Genomic DNA, 17,144 nt, shown 5'->3' on the forward strand with positions numbered 1-17,144 from the left:
AATCACTCCTTCCGCTCACTACTGTGGAGCGGGTGAGTGAGCAGACGCAGACGCCCCCGAAGACCCTGCAGTACCGGATCGACGGTCCGGACGACGCGCCCGTCCTCATCCTCGGACCGTCGCTCGGCACGACCTGGCACATGTGGGACCGGCAGGTGCCGGAGCTGTCCCGGCAGTGGCGGGTACTGCGCTTCGACCTGCCGGGGCACGGCGGCGCCCCCGCCCACCCGGCCGGGTCGGTGACCGAGCTCGCCGACCGTCTGGTCGCCACGCTCGACGAGCTCGGCGTCCAGCGCTTCGGCTACGCGGGCTGCTCCATCGGCGGCGCGGTCGGCATCGACCTGGCGCTGCGGCTCCCGCACCGGGTCGCCTCGCTCGCCCTCGTCGCCGCGTCGCCGCGGTTCGGCACCGCGGACGAGTTCCGCCAGCGCGGGGTGATCGTCCGCACCAACGGTCTCGACCCGATGGCGCGCACGGCTCCCGAGCAGTGGTTCACCCCGGGCTTCGCGGCCGCGCAGCCGGCGATCGTCGAGTGGGCCGTGCAGATGGTCCGCACCACCGATCCCGGCTGCTACATCGCCGCCTGCGAGGCGCTGGCTGCCTTCGACGTACGGGTCGATCTGGGGCGCGTCGGCGTGCCGACGCTGGTCCTGGTCGGCTCCGAAGACCATCTGACGGGGCCCGCCGAGGCGCGCACGCTGGTCGCCGGGATACCCGACGCAAGGCTCGCCCTCGTCCCCGGCGCCTCCCACCTCGCGCCCGTGGAGCAGCCCGCGGCGGTGACCGACCTGCTGGTACGGCACTTCTCCCTGGCCTGGCAGGACACCCTCCACGCGATCCCCGCGCCGCTGTCCGTCCCGTCGGTGTCCGCGCCGGTCGCCCCCGTCGCCGAGATCGCGCCGGCCGCCGAGCAGCCGCACCCCGCGGGCGCGGTACGGCCCGACCCGTACGAGGCGGGGATGAAGGTGCGGCGCGCGGTGCTGGGCGACGCGCACGTCGACGGGGCGATGGCGGCCGCGGACGAGTTCACCGCGGACTTCCAGGAGCTGATCACGCGCTACGCCTGGGGTGAGGTCTGGACCCGGGAGGGCCTGGACCGCCGGACCCGCAGCGCGGTCACCCTCACCGCCCTGGTCGCGGGCGGGCACCTCGACGAACTGGTCTTCCACACCCGGGCCGCGCTCCGCAACGGCCTGACCCCCACGGAGATCCGCGAGATCCTCATCCACGCGGGCGTCTACTGCGGGGTTCCGGCGGCGAACGCGGCGTTCCGGGTCGCCCAGTCGGTGATCCGCGAGGAGACGACCCCGCGCGGCTGACCGCCTGCCGCGGGCCCCGCACCCTCGGGCCGGGTCCTCGGGCCGGCCCCCGAGGGCGGCCCCGGGCGGTTCCCGAGGGCGCCTCCCCAGTTCGGGGAGCGGCCGGGCGGGGAAAGATCCGTTCGGGGACGGGGCGCGCCGCGTCGTGCGGGGCCCGGATCGGAGAGGAAGGTCATCCCCGTGAAGCTGACCAAGAAGTCGCACGCCTGCATCCGCCTCGAGAAGGCCGGCCGGACCCTTGTCGTCGATCCCGGCGTCTTCAGCGAGGCCGACGCCGCCGCCGGGGCCGACGCGCTGCTCGTCACCCACGAGCATCCGGACCACTTCAGCGAGGAGCGGCTCCGCGTCGCGCTCGACGCCGACCCGGCCGTCGAGGTCTGGACCCTCCGCAGCGTCGCCGAGCAGCTCTCGGCGGCCTTCCCCGGCCGGGTGCACACCGTCGGCGACGGCGACACCTTCACTGCCGCCGGGTTCGACGTGCAGGTGCACGGCGAACTGCACGCCGTGATCCACCCGGACCTGCCGAGGATCACCAATGTCGGCTTCCTCGTGGACGGTTCGGTCTTCCACCCCGGTGACGCCCTCACCGTCCCGGGCGAACAGGTGGAGACGCTGATGCTCCCCGTGATGGCCCCGTGGAACAAGGTCGCGGAGGTCATCGAGTACGTCCGCGAGGTCAAGCCCCACCGGGCGATCGACATCCACGACGCCCTGCTCACCGACCTCGCGCGCCCCCTCTACGACACCCACATCGGGAACCTGGGCGGCGCCGAGCACCGCCGCCTCGCCGCCGGGGAGTCCACCGAGCTCTGAGCCCCCGCCGGGGACCGGCCGGGCCGGTCCCCGGGGCTCCGGCACCGGTGACCGTCCGGGCTCCGGTCCACCCGTGACTGTCCGACCCCGCGGTTACGCTTGGCGGCATGCGCATCGCCACCTTCAACGTCAATTCGATCACCGCCCGGCTCCCGCGGCTGCTCGCCTGGCTGGAGAGCAGCGGCACGGACGTGCTGTGCATCCAGGAGACCAAGTGCACCGCCGAGCAGTTCCCCGCGGACGCCCTGAAGGAACTCGGCTACGAGTCCGCGGTCAACGCCGACGGCAGGTGGAACGGCGTGGCCGTGGTCTCCCGGGTGGGCCTCGACGACGTCGTGAAGGGCCTGCCCGGCGGCCCGGAGTACGGCGGCGTGCAGGAGCCGCGGGCGCTGAGCGCCACCTGCGGCCCGGTCCGGGTCTGGTCGGTGTACGTGCCGAACGGCCGCGAGGTCGCCCACGAGCACTACGCGTACAAGCTGCTCTGGCTGGCCGCGCTGAAGGCCGCGGTCGCCGAGGACGCGGCGGGGGACCGCCCGTTCGCGGTGCTCGGCGACTACAACATCGCGCCGACCGACGCCGACGTGTGGGATCCGTCCTTCTTCGAGGGTATGACCCATGTGACCGAGCCGGAGCGCGCCGCTCTGGCAGGGCTGCGCGAGACGGGCCTCGCCGACGTGGTGCCGCGCCCGCTGAAGTACGACCACCCGTTCACGTACTGGGACTACCGCCAGCTGTGCTTCCCCAAGAACCGCGGGATGCGCATCGACCTCGTGTACGGCAACGAGCCGTTCGCCGGGGCCGTCAAGGACAGTTATGTCGACCGCGAGGAGCGCAAGGGCAAGGGTGCCTCGGACCATGCCCCCGTCGTCGTCGACCTGGATCTCTGACCGCCGGCCCGGGGCCGTGCTTCCCGGCCGGTGTCCGCGCGCCCAGTGGTGCGCCCGTCCACGGGAATGCGAGGCTGATCGGTATGAACATCCCTTTCTTGGACAACTGGCGCAAACGGCACGACAGCGCACGGAGCCAGTCGCTGGCGTCCGCCGTCGGAGGCGACTCCGAGGGTGTGGCGGCGCTGCTGTCCGAGTGCGAGCTGCTGCGGGCGCGGGTGGGGCAGCAGGGGCTCGAACTGGATGACACCCCGGCCTCGTTGGAGGCGCTCGACCAGTTGCCCCCGCGCTGGCGGGACGACCCGGAGGAGCTGCCCTGGCTGGGGAACGACGCGGGGCTCTACCTGGGCACCGTGATCGTTCGTACGGTGCGGGGGGCCGTCTGGCACGTCTGGCCGGGCGGCCACCCCGTGGTGCGGCTCGCCTCCGGGCGTGAGGTCAATGTGGTGGAGGCGGGACTCGACTGGGCGATGCACGGCTCGCCCGAGCTGTCCCAGGTGTACGCGGAGGCGGCCGAGGCCTGACACGGCTCCCGTCCCTTTAGATGGCTATTACCGCTTATGTCCTATCCGATGCGTGTCGGGACGTGAAGTGCCTTGCCGGGCTGGATAGTTTGCGCTGACCTCGACACCGCCGAGATTGGGGCAGAGCAGCGTATGGCCGTCGATCTGCTGATCGAGTTGAGTGACGTCGACAAGGACCGCGTGTGCAAGGCGCGTTCCCCAGAGCCGGGCAGTAGCTCGTAGAGCCCGTGCCCGGCTCGGCGTCGGCCGGAGATCACTGCTCGCGCAACGGGACCGACATGTACGAGGGGTCGGTCGCGGGCGAGGAGAAGGTCAGCTGCGCGCCGGACGGGTTGTGCTCGATGTAGAGCGGGTCGACTGTGTCGACGACCAGGGTCAGACGGTGGCCGGCCGGGACGTCGTAGGCGGTGGAGAACAACTCCAGGTCTACGGGGAACGGCTTGCCCGGTGTCCGGTCGTGGAACGTGTACGGCGCATGGCTGACCAGCTTGCCGAGGCCGAGCGGCCCCACGTCGTAGAGGTACGCGACGAGGGTGCCGCTCTCCTTGGTGCTGGTGATCGTGGTGTGGAGCTTCGCGGTGCCCCTGATGCGCTGCGGGGCGCCGTGGCGCTCGGACTGCCAGACCGCGGCGTAGCGCCGGGGGAGCAGCGGGATCGAGGCGACCGGGGGCAGTTTCACGAACTGGTCCAGGACGTTGGAGAGCATCACGATGCCCCCGTTCGCACCCGAATCGATGTTCGCGTGGATCGTCTTCGTACCGCCCAGGGCGACCTTGCGGGCGTCGGCGCCCACCGACTTCCAGTCCGGGTAGGTCTCGTAGGGCCCGCCGGAGCGCGACTTGATGCGCACGGGCGGCTCACGGTCCACTCCGTTGTCCGTGCCCTTGAGATGGTGGTCGAGCCAGCGCCGGGTGCTGGTCCAGGTGTCGTTGGGCAGGCCGAGCAGACCCGTCGCCTCGGCGGTCGCGTGGTCGCCCGGACGGAACTCCAGCCGCTTGGGCACGGTGAGCCGCTCGTAGAACTCGGCGTACTGGTTGGGCGGGAAGATGGTGTCGCCCCAGGCGTTGCCCAGCATCACCGCCGTGCCGTTCCGGTTGAACCGGTCCACGTGGGCGGAGGGGGAGCGCTTGTCCCCCCATGCGATCATCTCGTCCTCCTTGTCCAGGTTCGACCCGAGGAAGTCCTTGGTGAACTGCTGGAGCTCGGGGCCGGGGCGGCCCGTGAGATGGCCGGTGCCGACGAGCAGACCAGCGGCCTGGAGGTGCTGGGTGCGGCCGCTGTAGATGGAGTCGGTGAGATCGGCCCAGCCGCTGAGCGCCGCCACGGCCTTGATCCGGTCGTCGTGCGCGGCGGCCAGCAGGCTGATGCCCGCCGCGTACGACATACCGGCCATGCCCACCCGGGACGGGTCGGCCGGGGTGTTGGCGAGGGCCCAGTCGACGACCTTGCGCGCGTCGGCGATGTCCGGCGGCCCCGCCACCTCGATGTTCCCGCCGGACTGCCAGAAGCCGCGGACGTTGTAGGTGACCACGACATAGCCGGAGCCGGCGAGCTTCGTGGCCTGTGCGAGGTACTCGACCTGGGGCGTGGCCCAGCTGGTGGGGAGCACGACCACCGGGTATCTGCTCGAGCCGCCGGCGCCGGCCGGGGTGACGACGTTGGCCTTGAGGACGGTGCCGCCGTCACCGCGGATGTCGACGAACCGGATGCCCGGTGCCGACGACGCCTCGGTGGCCGCCGCGGGGGCGGCCGGGGCGAGCCCGAAGGCCGTCCCGGCCAGCAGCGCCGCGGAGACGGCGCCTGTCGTCGAGGTGCGCAGGGCTTTGTGGGGGTGTCCCATCGCTCACTCCTGACTCGTGCCGGCCGACCCGTGCCGGTCCGAAAGTGACCCGACGGTAACCTCTGGCCATTACCTCTGGTAACCGGTCGGTAAGTTACGCGAGCGTAACGATTGTTGGACATGTCGCCAGTGGGGGGTCCGGCCGGATGAATCCCTGACGGCACGTCAGCTCAGGGCGCTCTTCGCCTGCCACTCCGTCCAGCCGAGATTCCACGCGCCGTAGCCGTTGTTGACCGCGACGGTGCCCTTGGCGTCGCCGCCGGTGATCTCGAACGGGTCGCCGACCCGGACCTCCGCGTAGACCGCCGAGGCGTCGGCGTCGCTCATGCCCACACAGCCCGAACTGCGGTTGGCGCTGCCGAAGTAGGCGGCGTTCCACGGGGCCGCGTGCGCGTACATCCCGGACCAGGTCAGCCGCATCGAGTAGTCGACCATCTTGTCGTAGGCGTCACCGAGGCCGACCGTCTCGGAGCGCATGTTGATCGTGCCCTCCTTGGCCATCAGCACCGCCGTGCCGCGCCAGGACGCCTTCTCGCCGCCCGGCGTGCCCGCCGACACCGGAACGTCCTTCACCGGCACTCCGTCCCGGTAGAGCTTCAGCCGGTGGGTGTCGAGGTCGACCTTCACCACCTGCTGCCTGCCCACCGTGAAGCCGGTCCTGTAGTCGCGGACGAACCAGCCGCCGTCCCCGCCCGAGTCGACACCGTTCAGCCGCGCGTCGAGGGTGACCTTCGTCCCCGGCTTCCAGTACTCCCTCGGCCGCCAGTCCACCCGGTCCTTGCCCGACCAGTCCCGCATCCAGCCCCACGCGCCCCGGGTGTTGTCGGACGTGGTGACCCGGAGCTGCCGCTCCACGGCGGCCTTGTTCTCGACCGGGTGGTCGAAGACGATCGACAGCGGCTGCGCGATGCCCACCGTCGAGTTCTTCCCGGGCGCCAGCGCCAGCTTGTTGACCTTCTCCGCCGCGGCCGTGGCGAACTCCGCCCGGGCCGTGCCGTCTTCGACGTCCCGCGCCTCGACCGCGTACGCCGTGCCCGGCGCGGCGACCCGGGACGAGGTCCAGCTCCGCCCGTCGGCGGAGACCTTGCCGTCGAGCTTCTCGCCGCCGGACCCGGTGACGGTCACCTGGCGAAGCCGCCCCGACTCCAGCGTCACCCGCACGGGCTCGCCGGCCTTGGCCTGCCTGCCCGTCAGGTTCACCGTGATGCTCGCCCGCGACTGGCCCTTGCCATCCGCTCCCGGGTCCTCCGGGCCGGTGCCGGAGCACCCCGTCAGCGCCACCGCCAGGGCCACGGCGCCGGCGGTCGCGGCGGCGAACCGGGCCGGGCGTGCCGGCGGGGCGCTCGGGTGCGTGTGGACTCGGGTGCGGCTCAACTCAACGACCTCCGTGACGTTCTCTCTCCCCCGTAGAGAGCAACGAGCGGGCGGACCGGTTGCGTACATACCGGGAATTTCCGTCCCCCCTGGGTGTGACATGTCCGACAGTGCGCCGGTTCTGCACCCTGGCGGTTCCGCGCGCGCCGGTACACCGTGGTGGCGTAGGGCCCGCGCTCGGCGCGGTCCTGCTCCGCTGCCCCGCGAACGGAGAAGTCGTGACACCTTTCGTGCTCCCGCACACCCTCCTCGGCGACGGCCCGCACCGGGTCGTCGCCGTCCACGGCTGGCTGGCCGACCGCGACGCCTTCGCCACCGTGCGCCCCGACCTCGACCTGGACTCGTTCACCTGGGCGTTCGTCGATCTGCGCGGCTACGGCGAGGCCATGGGCACGCCGGGCGGGTACACCACGGCCGAGGGCGCCGCCGACGTCCTCGCCCTCGCCGGACACCTCGGCTGGGACCGCTTCTCGATCGTCGGCCACTCCATGGGCGGAGCGGTGGCACAGCGCGTCGCCGCCCTCGTACCGGACCGGGTGAGGAGGATCGTCGGCATCTCCCCGGTCCCGGCCAACGGGCTGCCGATGCCGCCCGAGCAGTGGGGGCTCTTCGCCGACGCCGCCGAACGCCCGGAGAACCGCCGCGTCATCATCGACCTCACCACCGGCTCGGTGCGGCCCGCCGCCTGGCTGGACCGCATGGTCCGCAGGTCCGTGGAGCGCAGCGACCCCAAGGCGTTCCGCGCCTGGCTGGACTCATGGGCCGTCGAGGACTTCCACGCCGACGTCGACGGGTCCGACGTCCCTGCGCTCGCCGTCACCGGCGCGCTCGACCCGGCCGTCAACGCCCGGCTGATGCAGGACACCTGGATGCGTTCGTACCCGCAGGGCGAACTCGCCGAACTGGCCCACGCCGGGCACTACGCCATGGACGAGACCCCGCTGCAACTGATCCGCATCGTCGAGGACTTCCTCCGGGCCGACGCATGAGCGCCGGGACCGTCCCGGACGTCTTCGACCCGCGCCTGTACGCGGCCGGACTGCCGCACGCCGCCTTCCGGGAGCTGCGCGACCGCCATCCCGTCTCCTGGCAGGACGAGTACGAGGTGCTGGGCTGGCCCGCGGGACCCGGCTTCTGGGCGGTCACCCGGCACGCCGACGTCGTGAGCGTCCTCAAGGAGGCGCGGACGTACTCGTCCTGGACCGGCGCCACCCAGATCCGCGACCCGGACCCGGCGGATCTGCCCTTCATCCGCCGCATGATGCTCAACCAGGACCCGTGCCCCCGCGGCCCGGCCGGGACGGAGCCCGCCGCCGGCGGGGCGGGGGAGGACCGCCCCGACCACGGCCGGCTGCGGCGCCTGGTCAGCCGGGCCTTCACCCCCGGCCGCGTCGACCGGTTCACCGCCTCGGCGCGCACCCGCGCCCGCGACCTGCTCGGCGCCGCCCGCGCGGCCGGCCCCGTCGTCGACCTCGTCACCGCCGTCACCGACGACTACGCCCTCCTCAACCTCGCCGATCTGCTCGGCGTGCCGGAGAGCGACCGGCTGCTGCTGCTGACGTGGACGGAGCGCGTCATCGGCTACCAGGACCCGGACGAACCACCCGTGCACGGCGCGGACGGCAGACCCGTCAACCCGCGCTCACCCGCGATGCTCAAGGAGATGTTCGACTACGCCCGGGAACTCGCGGCGCACAAGCGGCGCCACCCCGGTGACGACGTCATGACCGCGCTCGGCGCCGGCGGACTCCACGACGGCGAGCTGGAGATGTTCTTCTTCCTCCTCACCGTCGCCGGGAACGACACCGTCCGCAGCGCCGCGCCCGGCGGCTTTCTCGCCCTCGCCGAACACCCGGACCAGCAGCGGCTCCTCCGCTCCGGTGGGGCGGCGCCGGGCACCGCGGTCGACGAACTCCTGCGCTGGCACCCGCCCGTGCTCTCCTTCCGCCGCACGGCGACCCGCGACACGGTCCTCGCCGGCCGGGAGATCCGCACCGGCGACAAGGTCGTCGTCTTCCACGCCTCGGCCAACTACGACGACCGCGTCTTCGACGACCCCCACCGCCTGGACCTGACCCGCGCCCCCAATCCCCATGTCTCCTTCGGTGACGGTCCGCACGTGTGCCTCGGCGCCCACTTCGCCCGCCTCCAGCTCAGGGTGCTGCACGAGGAGGCGAGGAACCTGCTGCCGCCCTTCACCCCGGCCGGGGAGCCCCGGCGGCTCGTGTCGAACTTCGTCAACGGGCTGAAGTCGCTGCCGCTGGCCCTGGCGGGTGCGCGAGGCCGACGCGGGCCGTGACCCTGCCGCGGTGCGGAACGCGCGAAGGGTTCGGAGGGCAGGCGCCGAGACGGCCGCGGGCACAGCCGGGCCGGTACGCCCACGGTCGCCCCCGCCGCTCACCCCTGGTGCGTACGGCGGCAGTTGCCGTACGGCCGGGGGCGCAGGGCGGGTTGCCTCCGCGTCCGTTCGATCACTGCGACGCTCACGGCGCCCCTGCGGCAGACCGGTACCCGGTGTGCGGACCGGACTGCCGACCGATGCGCACGGCACGGTGAGGGTCCCCCACTCCCGCGGAGAGGGACACCAGCTCCACCGCGGAGGCAGGGCGGACTGCCTGGTGGCCGTGCCCGGCAGCGCCGCCCTGACCGCGGTCGTCACCCGCGTGAGCCCCCGGCGGACCGGACTGCGTGGGCGAGCGCATCGGGATCAGCGTCCGGGACGGCGGTGGCAAACCCTCCGACGCGGCACTAGCTCTTCGCCCGGTGGGACTTGCGCGAGGGCGCCGGGGCCGGGTCCGGTGCGACCGCCGGGGCCGGGGCCGGGGCCGGGGACTGGGCGGCGTGGGTCACGTCGGCGACGAGTTCGACGACATCGGGGCCGTACGCCTGGGTGTTGACGACCTTCAGGAGCAGCACGAAGGAGTTCGAGCCGTGCTTGCGGGCGAGCTTCTCGTGGTGGCGGGCCAGATAGCGGGTCGCCGCCTGGTTCGTGATGGCGCGCTGGCCGCAGAAGAGGAAGACCGGCCGTCCGCCCTCACCCGCGGTCAGCCGGGCGAGGAGCACGTACTCGGTGGTGCCCGCCTCCAGCCGGTAGCGCTCGGAACCGATCTGGAAGGCACCGCGGTCCGGGCCCGCCTCCACGTCCGTGTTCACCTTCACCCCGGGCAGCAGACTGCTCAGATGGGCCGCCATCCGCCGATTGGAGTAAGGCCCGCCGACGCAGAACTCGGTGCGCTCGCCGAAGCCCTGCTGGGCGACGTCGTGCTGGAGTATCTGGGCGTTCGCCCCGCAGTCCTTGATGAGCGCGGAGAGCTCCAGCAGCGCGAACACGTCGAATCGGTGCACGGCGCCGTCGGCGCCGGCGTCGCGGTTGACGACGAGCAGGCACTCGGAGTTGCCGGGTAGACCGAAGAAGGCCTGCTTGCGGCGCAGCTTCCGGCGCCACAGGTAGGTCCGGACCGTCCAGCCGAGGAAGGCGCTGACACCGGCGGCGACGACACCGAGCACGATGTTGCGCAGGTCTTCATTCATGGGCGCGCATGCTAGCGGCCCGGGCGGAACAATGTTCGATGTGGTCCTGATGTGGTCCTGACGGCGAGCGCGCGGTGAGGTTACGCTGCGCGGACGTCCGCCGGATGGAGGTACGCATGCGTCGCAGATTCGTCCGTCACGCTCCGGTCACCGTCGCCGTCGTCCTGGCCGTGCTGACGGCCGGTGCGTCCGCGCCGCCGACGCAGCCCCAGGCACCGGACCCGGCGCCACCGGTGAAGGAGCCCGTGGCCGCCGGTTACGGAGGAGCGGTCGCGAGCGTCGACGCGGACGCCTCGGCGGTGGGCATCGAGGTGCTGCGGCGAGGGGGGAACGCCGTGGACGCGGCCGTCGCCACGGCCGCCGCGCTGGGGGTCACCGAGCCGTACTCGGCCGGCATCGGCGGCGGCGGCTACTTCGTGTACTACGACGCGAAGCAGCGCAGGGTCCACACCGTCGACGGGCGGGAGACCGCACCTCGCTCAGCGGACGCCACGCTGTTCCAGGAGAACGGCAAGCCCATCCCGTTCGAGGAGGGTGTGACCAGTGGTCTGGGCGTCGGCACGCCCGGCACGCCCGCGACCTGGGACACGGCGCTCGCCGCCTGGGGCAGCCGCCCGCTCGCGCAGCTGCTGAAGCCGGCTGAGCGGCTGGCGAGGAACGGCTTCGTCGTCGACGAGACCTTCCGCAGCCAGACGCGGGCGAACGAGGCCCGGTTCCGCGACTTCCCGGCCAGCGCCGAGCTGTTCCTGCCCGGCGGCCGGCTGCCGGAGCCCGGCTCGGTCATGAAGAACCCCGATCTCGCCCGCACCTACGCTGAGATCGGCCGCAAGGGCACCGGAGTCCTCTACCGAGGCGCCGTCGCCCGCGACATCGTCGACACCGTGCGCGCCCCGGAGGTGCGCGAGGGCGCCACCCGCGTCGTACGGCCCGGCGACCTCACCCTGCGCGACCTCGCCTCGTACGAGACGGTGCGCAGGTACCCGACGAGGGTGTCCTACCGGGGACTCGACGTCTACGGAATGGCCCCGTCCTCGTCCGGCGGCACCAGCGTCGGCGAGGCGCTGAACATCCTGGAGGGCACCGACCTGTCGGGCCTGTCCGAGTCGAAGTACCTGCACCGCTTCATCGAGGCGAGCCGGATCGCCTTCGCCGACCGGGGGCGCTGGGTCGGCGACCCGGCCTTCGAGGACGTGCCGGTGCGCGGGCTGCTCTCCCAGCGGTACGCGGACACCCGGGCCTGCCTGATCCGCGACGACGCCGCCCTCACCAGCCCGCTCGCACCCGGCGACCCGCGTGCGCCGCGCCCGTGCGCCTCGGCGGGCAGGGCCGCGCCGACGACGTACGAGGGCGAGAACACCACCCATCTCACCGTCGCCGACAAGTGGGGCAACGTCGTCGCCTACACCCTGACGATCGAGTCGACCGGCGGCAGCGGCATCACCGTGCCCGGCCGGGGCTTCCTCCTGAACAACGAGCTGACGGACTTCTCCTTCGCCCCCGCCGACCCGGCCGTGCACGACCCCAACCTCCCGGGCCCCGGCAAACGGCCGCGCTCCTCGATGTCCCCGACGATCGTCCTGGACGACCGCGCCCGGCCCGTGCTGGCCCTCGGCTCGCCGGGCGGCGCGACGATCATCACCACCGCCCTGCAGACGCTCACCGGTGTCGTCGATCGCGGAATGCCCCTGGTCGACGCGATCGCCGCCCCGCGTGCCAGCCAGCGCAACCAGCCCACGACCGAGCTCGAACCGGGCCTGTGGAACAGCCCCCTCAGGGCCGAGCTCCAGGCCCTGGGCCATGCGTTCCGCCAGAACCCCGAGATCGGCGCCGCCACCGGGGTGCAGCGACTGCCCGACGGCCGCTGGCTGGCCGCGGCGGAGAAGGCGCGCCGCGGCGGAGGCTCGGCGATGGTGGTGCGCCCGTCGGGCGCACCGTAGCGCCGGGCCCACCGCGCGGCCGGGACGGACCACCGGGGTCACCCTCACGGGCGGCCCCGGTGGCGCACCGCCGCCCTCCCGCTGCTTGCTGGTAGGGACAGAAAGCGAGCAGCCCATGGAGCCGAACCGGGAGCGACTGCGCACCCCCCGCGCCGCGGGACTGGCCGGGATCGTGTTCGCGGTGCTGCTGGCCGCCGCGATCGTCCTGATGCGGCTGGCGATCCCCGAGGGCGCCGCCGAGGCGGGCGACGACACGCTCAGCCCCGGCCGCCGGCAGGCCGTGCACGCGGCCCTGGAACTGGTCCCGTTCGCCGGGATCTTCTTCCTGTGGTTCATGGGTGCCCTGAGGGCCCAGGTGGGGGAGCGGGAGGACAAGTTCGTCGCGACGGTGTTCCTCGGCAGCGGCCTGGTCTTCGTGGCGACCATGTTCGGGGCCGCGTCGGCCGCGGGCAGCATCCTCGACGACCAGCAGCCCTCGGAGTTCGGACGCAACTTCGCCTACACGCTGCTGACCACGTACTCGATGCGGATGGCCGCCGTCTTCGTCTTCGCGACCTCGACCATCGGCCACCGGCTCGGCGTCATCCCGCGCCCGATGGCCGTCATCGGCTACGCGGCCGGCTTGCTGCTGCTGTTCGCGGGACCGGCCTTCCCGTGGTCGGAACTCGTCTTCCCGGCCTGGTCCGCACTGATCAGCGTCCATCTGCTGCGGGTCCGGATGAGAGCCCGGCCGCAGCCGGCCGACGTGGTGTGAACCCGCCCCGCCGGGGAGTCCGTGGCCCGCACCGCGGCGGCGGGACGTTCCCGCCGCGGACAGTCCGCGCGCGGCGTCCGGCCCGGCGCCCGTCCGCTCACCCGGCCCCGTCCGGCGCCCGCGCGCGGCGTCCGGCCCGTCCGGCGCCGGCCCGCTCACCCCTTCGGCCCGCCACGGCGAGCGGGACCGGCCCGGCGCTCGCATGCTGGTTCCGGGGGAGTGACCAGGCACGGGAAGGGCTGATCCGTGGTGAGAGTTGTCGTCGATCTCAACCGGTGCCAGGGGTACGCGCAGTGCGCCTTCCTCGCCCCGGACGTCTTCGAAATGCACGGCGAGGAAGCGCTGCTGTACAAGCCCCGGCCCGACGAGGCGCACCGGGACGACGTGGTCCGGGCCGTGGCCGCCTGCCCCGTGCAGGCCATCCTGATGGACCGGTCCGACGAGACCGTGACCGTCGGGGAGGCGTCCGATGCCCGCTGACGGACATCTCGAACGGCTCAAGCGCGAGGGGCGCATCGTCGTCGTGGGCGCGTCGCTGGCCGGACTCCGGGCCGCCGAGACACTGCGGGAGGAGGGCTTCGCCGGCACGCTCACGATGGTCGGCGACGAGCCCTACGAGCCGTACGACCGGCCCCCGCTGTCCAAGGGGGTCCTGCTCAGCAGGACCACGGCGGACCACACCGCGCTGCCCCGCCGGCGGAACCTCGACGCCGACTGGCGGCTCGGAATCGCCGCCACCGGGCTCGACATGGCCGCGAAGCGCGTCCGCCTGGCCGACGGTGAGGAGATCGAGTACGACCGGCTGCTGATCGCCACCGGGGTCCGCGCGCGGCCGTGGCCGCACGAACGCGAGGCCGAACTCGACGGGGTCTTCGTCCTGCGGACCCGTGACGACGCGACCGCGCTGCAGAAGCGGCTCGCGGACGGACCCCGCCGGGTGTTCGTCATCGGCGCCGGTTTCACCGGCTCGGAGATCGCCTCCGCCTGCCGTGAGCGGGAGATCTCCGTGACCGTCGCGGAACGCGGTGCCGCGCCCCTCGTGGGCGCGCTCGGCGGGGTCGTGGGCGAGGTGGCCGCACAGCTCCAGCGCGAGAACGGGGTGGATCTGCGCACGGGCGTGATGGTGACCGGGCTCGAGGGCGACTCGGCGGGGCGCGTGCGCTCCGCCCATCTGTCCGACGGGTCCTCCGTCGAGACGGACGTCGTGGTCGTCTCGCTCGGCGCGACGCGCAACACGGAGTGGCTCGCCGGGTCGGGGCTCGGAGCGGGCCCCCGGGGCATCGCCTGCGACGCCGGCTGCCGGGCGTTCGACATCCGGGGCATCGTCACCGACGACATCTTCGTCGCCGGTGACGTGGCGCGGTCGCCGCACCCGCTGTTCGGGTACCAGTTCCTGTCGCTGGAGCACTGGGGCAACGCCGTCAGCCAGGCCGAGACCGCCGCGCACAACATGCTCTGCGAGAGCGTCGACCGCCGCCCCCACATGTGGGTACCGGCCTTCTGGTCCTCGCAGTTCGGCGTGAACATCAAGTCCGTGGGCGTGCCGTCCATGGGCACGGAGATCCTGATCTCCCAGGGTTCGCTCGCCGAACGCAGGTTCGTCGGGGTGTACGGGTACCAGGACCGCGTCATCGGTGCCGTCACGTTCGACCAGGCGCGCTGGCTGCCGTTCTACGAGCATCTGATCGAGACGACGGCGCCGTTCCCGCCCCCGTTCCCGACGGTGGACCGCCGCCCCGAGGGCGCGCGGCCCGTCCCGGCCGACTTCCCCGACCCGTCGGTGCCCACCCACGGCCCCACCGTCACCCTCAGCGGCTATTCGCCGGCCGACCGGCGCATGACCTTCACCCCCGGCCGGCACTGACGCCGCGAGCGAGCACAAGGACCCCGCCATGACCCAAGGCAGCCTCCTGCGGCAGATCCTCGAGTACGAGAACCGCCACGACCCGTACCCCCTGTACGCGGAGCTCCGGAAGACGCCGGTGCTCAACGACGGCGACGGCGCGTACGTCGTGAGCACCTACCACGAGATCCTGAGCCTCCTGCACGATCCCCGGGTCAGCTCCGACGCCCGCAACATGACCCGGGCCGCCGGTCCCGATCTGCAGCAGCAGGAGGAGGAGACGGCCCTGCCGCCCAGCTTCATCCGGCTCGACCCGCCGGAGCACGACCGGCTGCGCCGCATGACGAACACCTCCTTCGGGCCGCCCCACGAGCCGCGCAGGGTCCACGAGATGCGCGGCGAACTGGGCGGGATCGTCTCGGACCTCATCGCCGGGATCGGCAGTACGGACCGGATCGACCTGGTCGAGGAGTTCTCGTACCCGTTCCCCGTGACCGTGATCTGCCGGCTGCTCGGTGTGCCGCGCGAGGACGAGTCGCGCTTCCACGGCTGGGCCGACACCCTCGCGGCCAGCCTGGACCCGATGCCCGGGGAGGACGCGACCGAGCGCAACAAGATCGCCCAGAAGGCCCGTACGGAGCTGGGCATGTACCTGGCCGGGCTGATCGAGGAACGGCGCAGGAACCCGCAGGAGGACATGCTCTCCGAACTGGCCACCCTCAAGGGGCCGGACGGTTCGATGACGACGATGGAGCTGCTGAGCACGGCCGCGCTGCTGTTGATCGCCGGTCACGAGACCACGGTGAACCTGATCACCAACGGCATGCTGACGCTGCTGCGCAACCCGGACGTGCTCCGGCGGCTGCGGGAGGACCCGGGCCTGTCCGTCCCGCTCGTGGAGGAGCTGCTGCGCTTCGAACCGCCGGTTCAGCTGGTGCCGAACCGCACGACCCTCGCGGACATCGAGATCGCCGGGGTCACCATCCCGAAGGGCGCCTCGCTCTGGCTGGTGGTGGCCGCGGGCAACCGCGACCCGCTGCGCTTCAAGGACCCCGACCGGTTCGACCCGGATCGCGAGGACATCGAGCACCTGGGCTTCGGCAGCGGCGTCCACAGCTGCTTCGGTGCGCCCCTCGCCCGGCAGGAGGCGCAGATCGCGCTGAGCGAACTCGCCCGCAGGCTGGTCAACCCCCGCCTGTTGGAGGACCCGCCCGAGTACCGCAGGAACGCGGTGCTGCGCGGCCCCCGTCATCTGCCGATCGCCTGCGACGACATCATGCCGTGAGGCCGGCCCAGTCCGCGGTGGCGAGGGCCGGAACGCGGCGGTGCGGGGCCGGGCCCGCACCGCCGCGTTCCGGCGCGCACGGTGTCCGGTGAGGCGTCCGTTCCGTTCCGTTCCCCGCCCCGCCCCCGCCCCCGCCAATTACGGTACCGGTCGCATCGGTATTAGAATGACGGCATGGTTCGTACGCCCCTGACACCCGAAGAGCGTCAACGCGGCGAGCGTCTCGGGCGGTTGCTGCGCGAGGCCCGCGGCCGGCGGAGCATGGTGGAGATCGCCGCAATCGCGGGAATCTCCGCCGAGACCCTGCGCAAGATCGAGACGGGCCGCGCCCCGACCCCCGCGTTCTTCACGGTGGCGGCCCTGACCGGAGCCCTCGGGCTGTCCATGGACGATCTGGTGGCGCGCTGCGCGCTCGCTCCCGTGTGAGCCACCGGGCGCCCCGCCGGGCAGTCCCGAAGGGGCGGATCCGGCACCGGTCCGCTCCGCCCGGCACCGGTCCGCTCCGCCCGGCGCCGGTCCGCGATTCCCGCCCGGCAGCGCGGGGCGTAGTCTCGCGCCCGTGGACCTCCAGGAGCTCGACCGCGCGAAGTACATCAGCCTCACGACCTTCCGGAAGGACGGCACGGGCGTCGCCACGCCCGTGTGGTTCGCCGCCGAGGGCGGTGAACTGTACGTCTGGACCCGCTCCGACTCGTGGAAGGTCAAGCGCCTGCGCAGGGACGGCCGGGTCGTGGTCGCCGCGTGCGATGTGCGCGGCAGGGTCGAGGAGGGCGCCGAGACGGTGGAGGGCACGGCGCGGCTGCTCGGCGACGCCGACCTCAAGAAGGTCAGGAAGCTGCTGAGCCGCAAGTACACCTGGCAGTTCTGGGTCGTCGACGTGCCCGCCGCGGTCGTGCGGCGGGGCAAGCGCCCGCACACCGGCATCGCGGTGACGCTCCGGACACGTTGAGCGATCTGCACCGTCCGCGAAAACTGCGCGTAGCCGTCCCGTAACACGGCTGGGGTCGAATGCCTGCGAACCCGAGGCGGAGGGCGGG

The 17,144-nt window shown here is 72.7% G+C and carries 16 protein-coding genes; 13 read left to right on the plus strand and 3 right to left on the minus strand.

Annotated features, from left to right (window positions below):
- The first annotated feature begins 23 nt into the window (after positions 1-23).
- The 4 genes from pcaDC (at position 24) to BLT82_RS02970 (ending at position 3,543) form a co-directional block, all read left to right on the plus strand.
- A complete protein-coding gene (pcaDC, locus tag BLT82_RS02955; protein WP_093652162.1) occupies positions 24-1,319 on the plus strand; it encodes a bifunctional 3-oxoadipate enol-lactonase/4-carboxymuconolactone decarboxylase PcaDC in 1,296 nt (431 codons plus the stop codon).
- A gap of 180 nt (positions 1,320-1,499) precedes the next feature.
- Entirely contained in the window at positions 1,500-2,132 is a 633-nt protein-coding gene (locus BLT82_RS02960; protein ID WP_093652163.1) for an MBL fold metallo-hydrolase, read from the plus strand.
- Positions 2,133-2,239: 107 nt separating this feature from the next.
- Entirely contained in the window at positions 2,240-3,019 is a 780-nt protein-coding gene (locus BLT82_RS02965) for an exodeoxyribonuclease III (RefSeq protein ID WP_093652164.1), read from the plus strand.
- A gap of 83 nt (positions 3,020-3,102) precedes the next feature.
- A complete protein-coding gene (locus BLT82_RS02970; protein ID WP_093652165.1) occupies positions 3,103-3,543 on the plus strand; it encodes a DUF6278 family protein in 441 nt (146 codons plus the stop codon).
- 253 nt (positions 3,544-3,796) lie between these two features.
- Here BLT82_RS02970 and BLT82_RS02975 read toward each other — a convergent pair whose 3' ends face one another.
- Both BLT82_RS02975 and BLT82_RS02980 read right to left on the minus strand, forming a co-directional pair.
- Entirely contained in the window at positions 3,797-5,383 is a 1,587-nt protein-coding gene (locus BLT82_RS02975; RefSeq protein ID WP_093652166.1) for a CocE/NonD family hydrolase, read from the minus strand.
- Between the two features lie 165 nt (positions 5,384-5,548).
- Positions 5,549-6,757, minus strand: coding sequence for a L,D-transpeptidase (locus tag BLT82_RS02980; RefSeq protein WP_404202717.1), 1,209 nt, complete (start codon positions 6,755-6,757; stop codon positions 5,549-5,551).
- A 218-nt stretch (positions 6,758-6,975) separates the two neighbouring features.
- Here BLT82_RS02980 and BLT82_RS02985 point away from each other — a divergent pair, with 218 nt between their 5' ends.
- Both BLT82_RS02985 and BLT82_RS02990 read left to right on the plus strand, forming a co-directional pair.
- Positions 6,976-7,746 (plus strand): alpha/beta fold hydrolase, encoded by a 771-nt coding sequence (locus tag BLT82_RS02985; RefSeq protein WP_093652168.1) that lies wholly within the window; start codon positions 6,976-6,978, stop codon positions 7,744-7,746.
- The gene (locus tag BLT82_RS02990; RefSeq protein WP_093652169.1) at positions 7,743-9,056 is read left to right on the plus strand and encodes a cytochrome P450; all 1,314 of its coding nucleotides are present in this window, start codon (positions 7,743-7,745) and stop codon (positions 9,054-9,056) included. The genes BLT82_RS02985 and BLT82_RS02990 overlap by 4 nt, the downstream gene beginning before the upstream one ends.
- A 449-nt stretch (positions 9,057-9,505) precedes the next feature.
- Here the strand turns inward: BLT82_RS02990 and BLT82_RS02995 are convergent, their stop codons facing one another.
- On the minus strand, positions 9,506-10,288 hold the full coding sequence (locus BLT82_RS02995; protein WP_093652170.1) for a hypothetical protein: 783 nt from the start codon (positions 10,286-10,288) through the stop codon (positions 9,506-9,508).
- Positions 10,289-10,404: 116 nt separating this feature from the next.
- Here BLT82_RS02995 and ggt point away from each other — a divergent pair, with 116 nt between their 5' ends.
- The 7 genes from ggt to BLT82_RS03030 all read left to right on the plus strand — a co-directional run bounded on the left by ggt (position 10,405) and on the right by BLT82_RS03030 (position 17,056).
- Positions 10,405-12,225, plus strand: coding sequence for a gamma-glutamyltransferase (ggt, locus tag BLT82_RS03000; RefSeq protein WP_208867656.1), 1,821 nt, complete (start codon positions 10,405-10,407; stop codon positions 12,223-12,225).
- Between the two features lie 115 nt (positions 12,226-12,340).
- Entirely contained in the window at positions 12,341-12,979 is a 639-nt protein-coding gene (locus BLT82_RS03005; protein WP_093652172.1) for a hypothetical protein, read from the plus strand.
- Between the two features lie 249 nt (positions 12,980-13,228).
- Entirely contained in the window at positions 13,229-13,459 is a 231-nt protein-coding gene (locus BLT82_RS03010) for a ferredoxin (protein ID WP_093652249.1), read from the plus strand.
- The gene (locus BLT82_RS03015; RefSeq protein ID WP_093652173.1) at positions 13,449-14,843 is read left to right on the plus strand and encodes an NAD(P)/FAD-dependent oxidoreductase; all 1,395 of its coding nucleotides are present in this window, start codon (positions 13,449-13,451) and stop codon (positions 14,841-14,843) included. The genes BLT82_RS03010 and BLT82_RS03015 overlap by 11 nt, the downstream gene beginning before the upstream one ends.
- A 28-nt stretch (positions 14,844-14,871) precedes the next feature.
- Positions 14,872-16,107, plus strand: a complete 1,236-nt coding sequence (locus BLT82_RS03020) for a cytochrome P450 (RefSeq protein ID WP_093652174.1) — start codon at positions 14,872-14,874, stop codon at positions 16,105-16,107.
- A 174-nt stretch (positions 16,108-16,281) separates the two neighbouring features.
- A complete protein-coding gene (locus BLT82_RS03025) occupies positions 16,282-16,533 on the plus strand; it encodes a helix-turn-helix domain-containing protein (protein ID WP_093652175.1) in 252 nt (83 codons plus the stop codon).
- 133 nt (positions 16,534-16,666) lie between these two features.
- A complete protein-coding gene (locus tag BLT82_RS03030) occupies positions 16,667-17,056 on the plus strand; it encodes a PPOX class F420-dependent oxidoreductase (protein ID WP_093652176.1) in 390 nt (129 codons plus the stop codon).
- Positions 17,057-17,144: the final 88 nt, after the last annotated feature.

Origin of the sequence: Streptomyces wuyuanensis (assembly GCF_900103455.1) — a bacterium.
Classification (GTDB): Bacteria; Actinomycetota; Actinomycetes; order Streptomycetales; family Streptomycetaceae; genus Streptomyces; species Streptomyces wuyuanensis.

Excerpts from the sequence above, each read along its gene's own strand:
- BLT82_RS02965 (WP_093652164.1), top strand. The coding sequence starts at position 2,240 with ATGCGCATCGCCACCTTCAACGTCAATTCGATCACCGCCCGGCTCCCG.
- BLT82_RS02970 (WP_093652165.1), top strand. The coding sequence starts at position 3,103 with ATGAACATCCCTTTCTTGGACAACTGGCGCAAACGGCACGACAGCGCA.
- BLT82_RS02975 (WP_093652166.1), bottom strand. The coding sequence starts at position 5,383 with ATGGGACACCCCCACAAAGCCCTGCGCACCTCGACGACAGGCGCCGTC.
- BLT82_RS02990 (WP_093652169.1), top strand. The coding sequence starts at position 7,743 with ATGAGCGCCGGGACCGTCCCGGACGTCTTCGACCCGCGCCTGTACGCG.
- BLT82_RS02995 (WP_093652170.1), bottom strand. The coding sequence starts at position 10,288 with ATGAATGAAGACCTGCGCAACATCGTGCTCGGTGTCGTCGCCGCCGGT.
- ggt (WP_208867656.1), top strand. The coding sequence starts at position 10,405 with ATGCGTCGCAGATTCGTCCGTCACGCTCCGGTCACCGTCGCCGTCGTC.
- BLT82_RS03005 (WP_093652172.1), top strand. The coding sequence starts at position 12,341 with ATGGAGCCGAACCGGGAGCGACTGCGCACCCCCCGCGCCGCGGGACTG.
- BLT82_RS03015 (WP_093652173.1), top strand. The coding sequence starts at position 13,449 with ATGCCCGCTGACGGACATCTCGAACGGCTCAAGCGCGAGGGGCGCATC.
- BLT82_RS03020 (WP_093652174.1), top strand. The coding sequence starts at position 14,872 with ATGACCCAAGGCAGCCTCCTGCGGCAGATCCTCGAGTACGAGAACCGC.
- BLT82_RS03025 (WP_093652175.1), top strand. The coding sequence starts at position 16,282 with ATGGTTCGTACGCCCCTGACACCCGAAGAGCGTCAACGCGGCGAGCGT.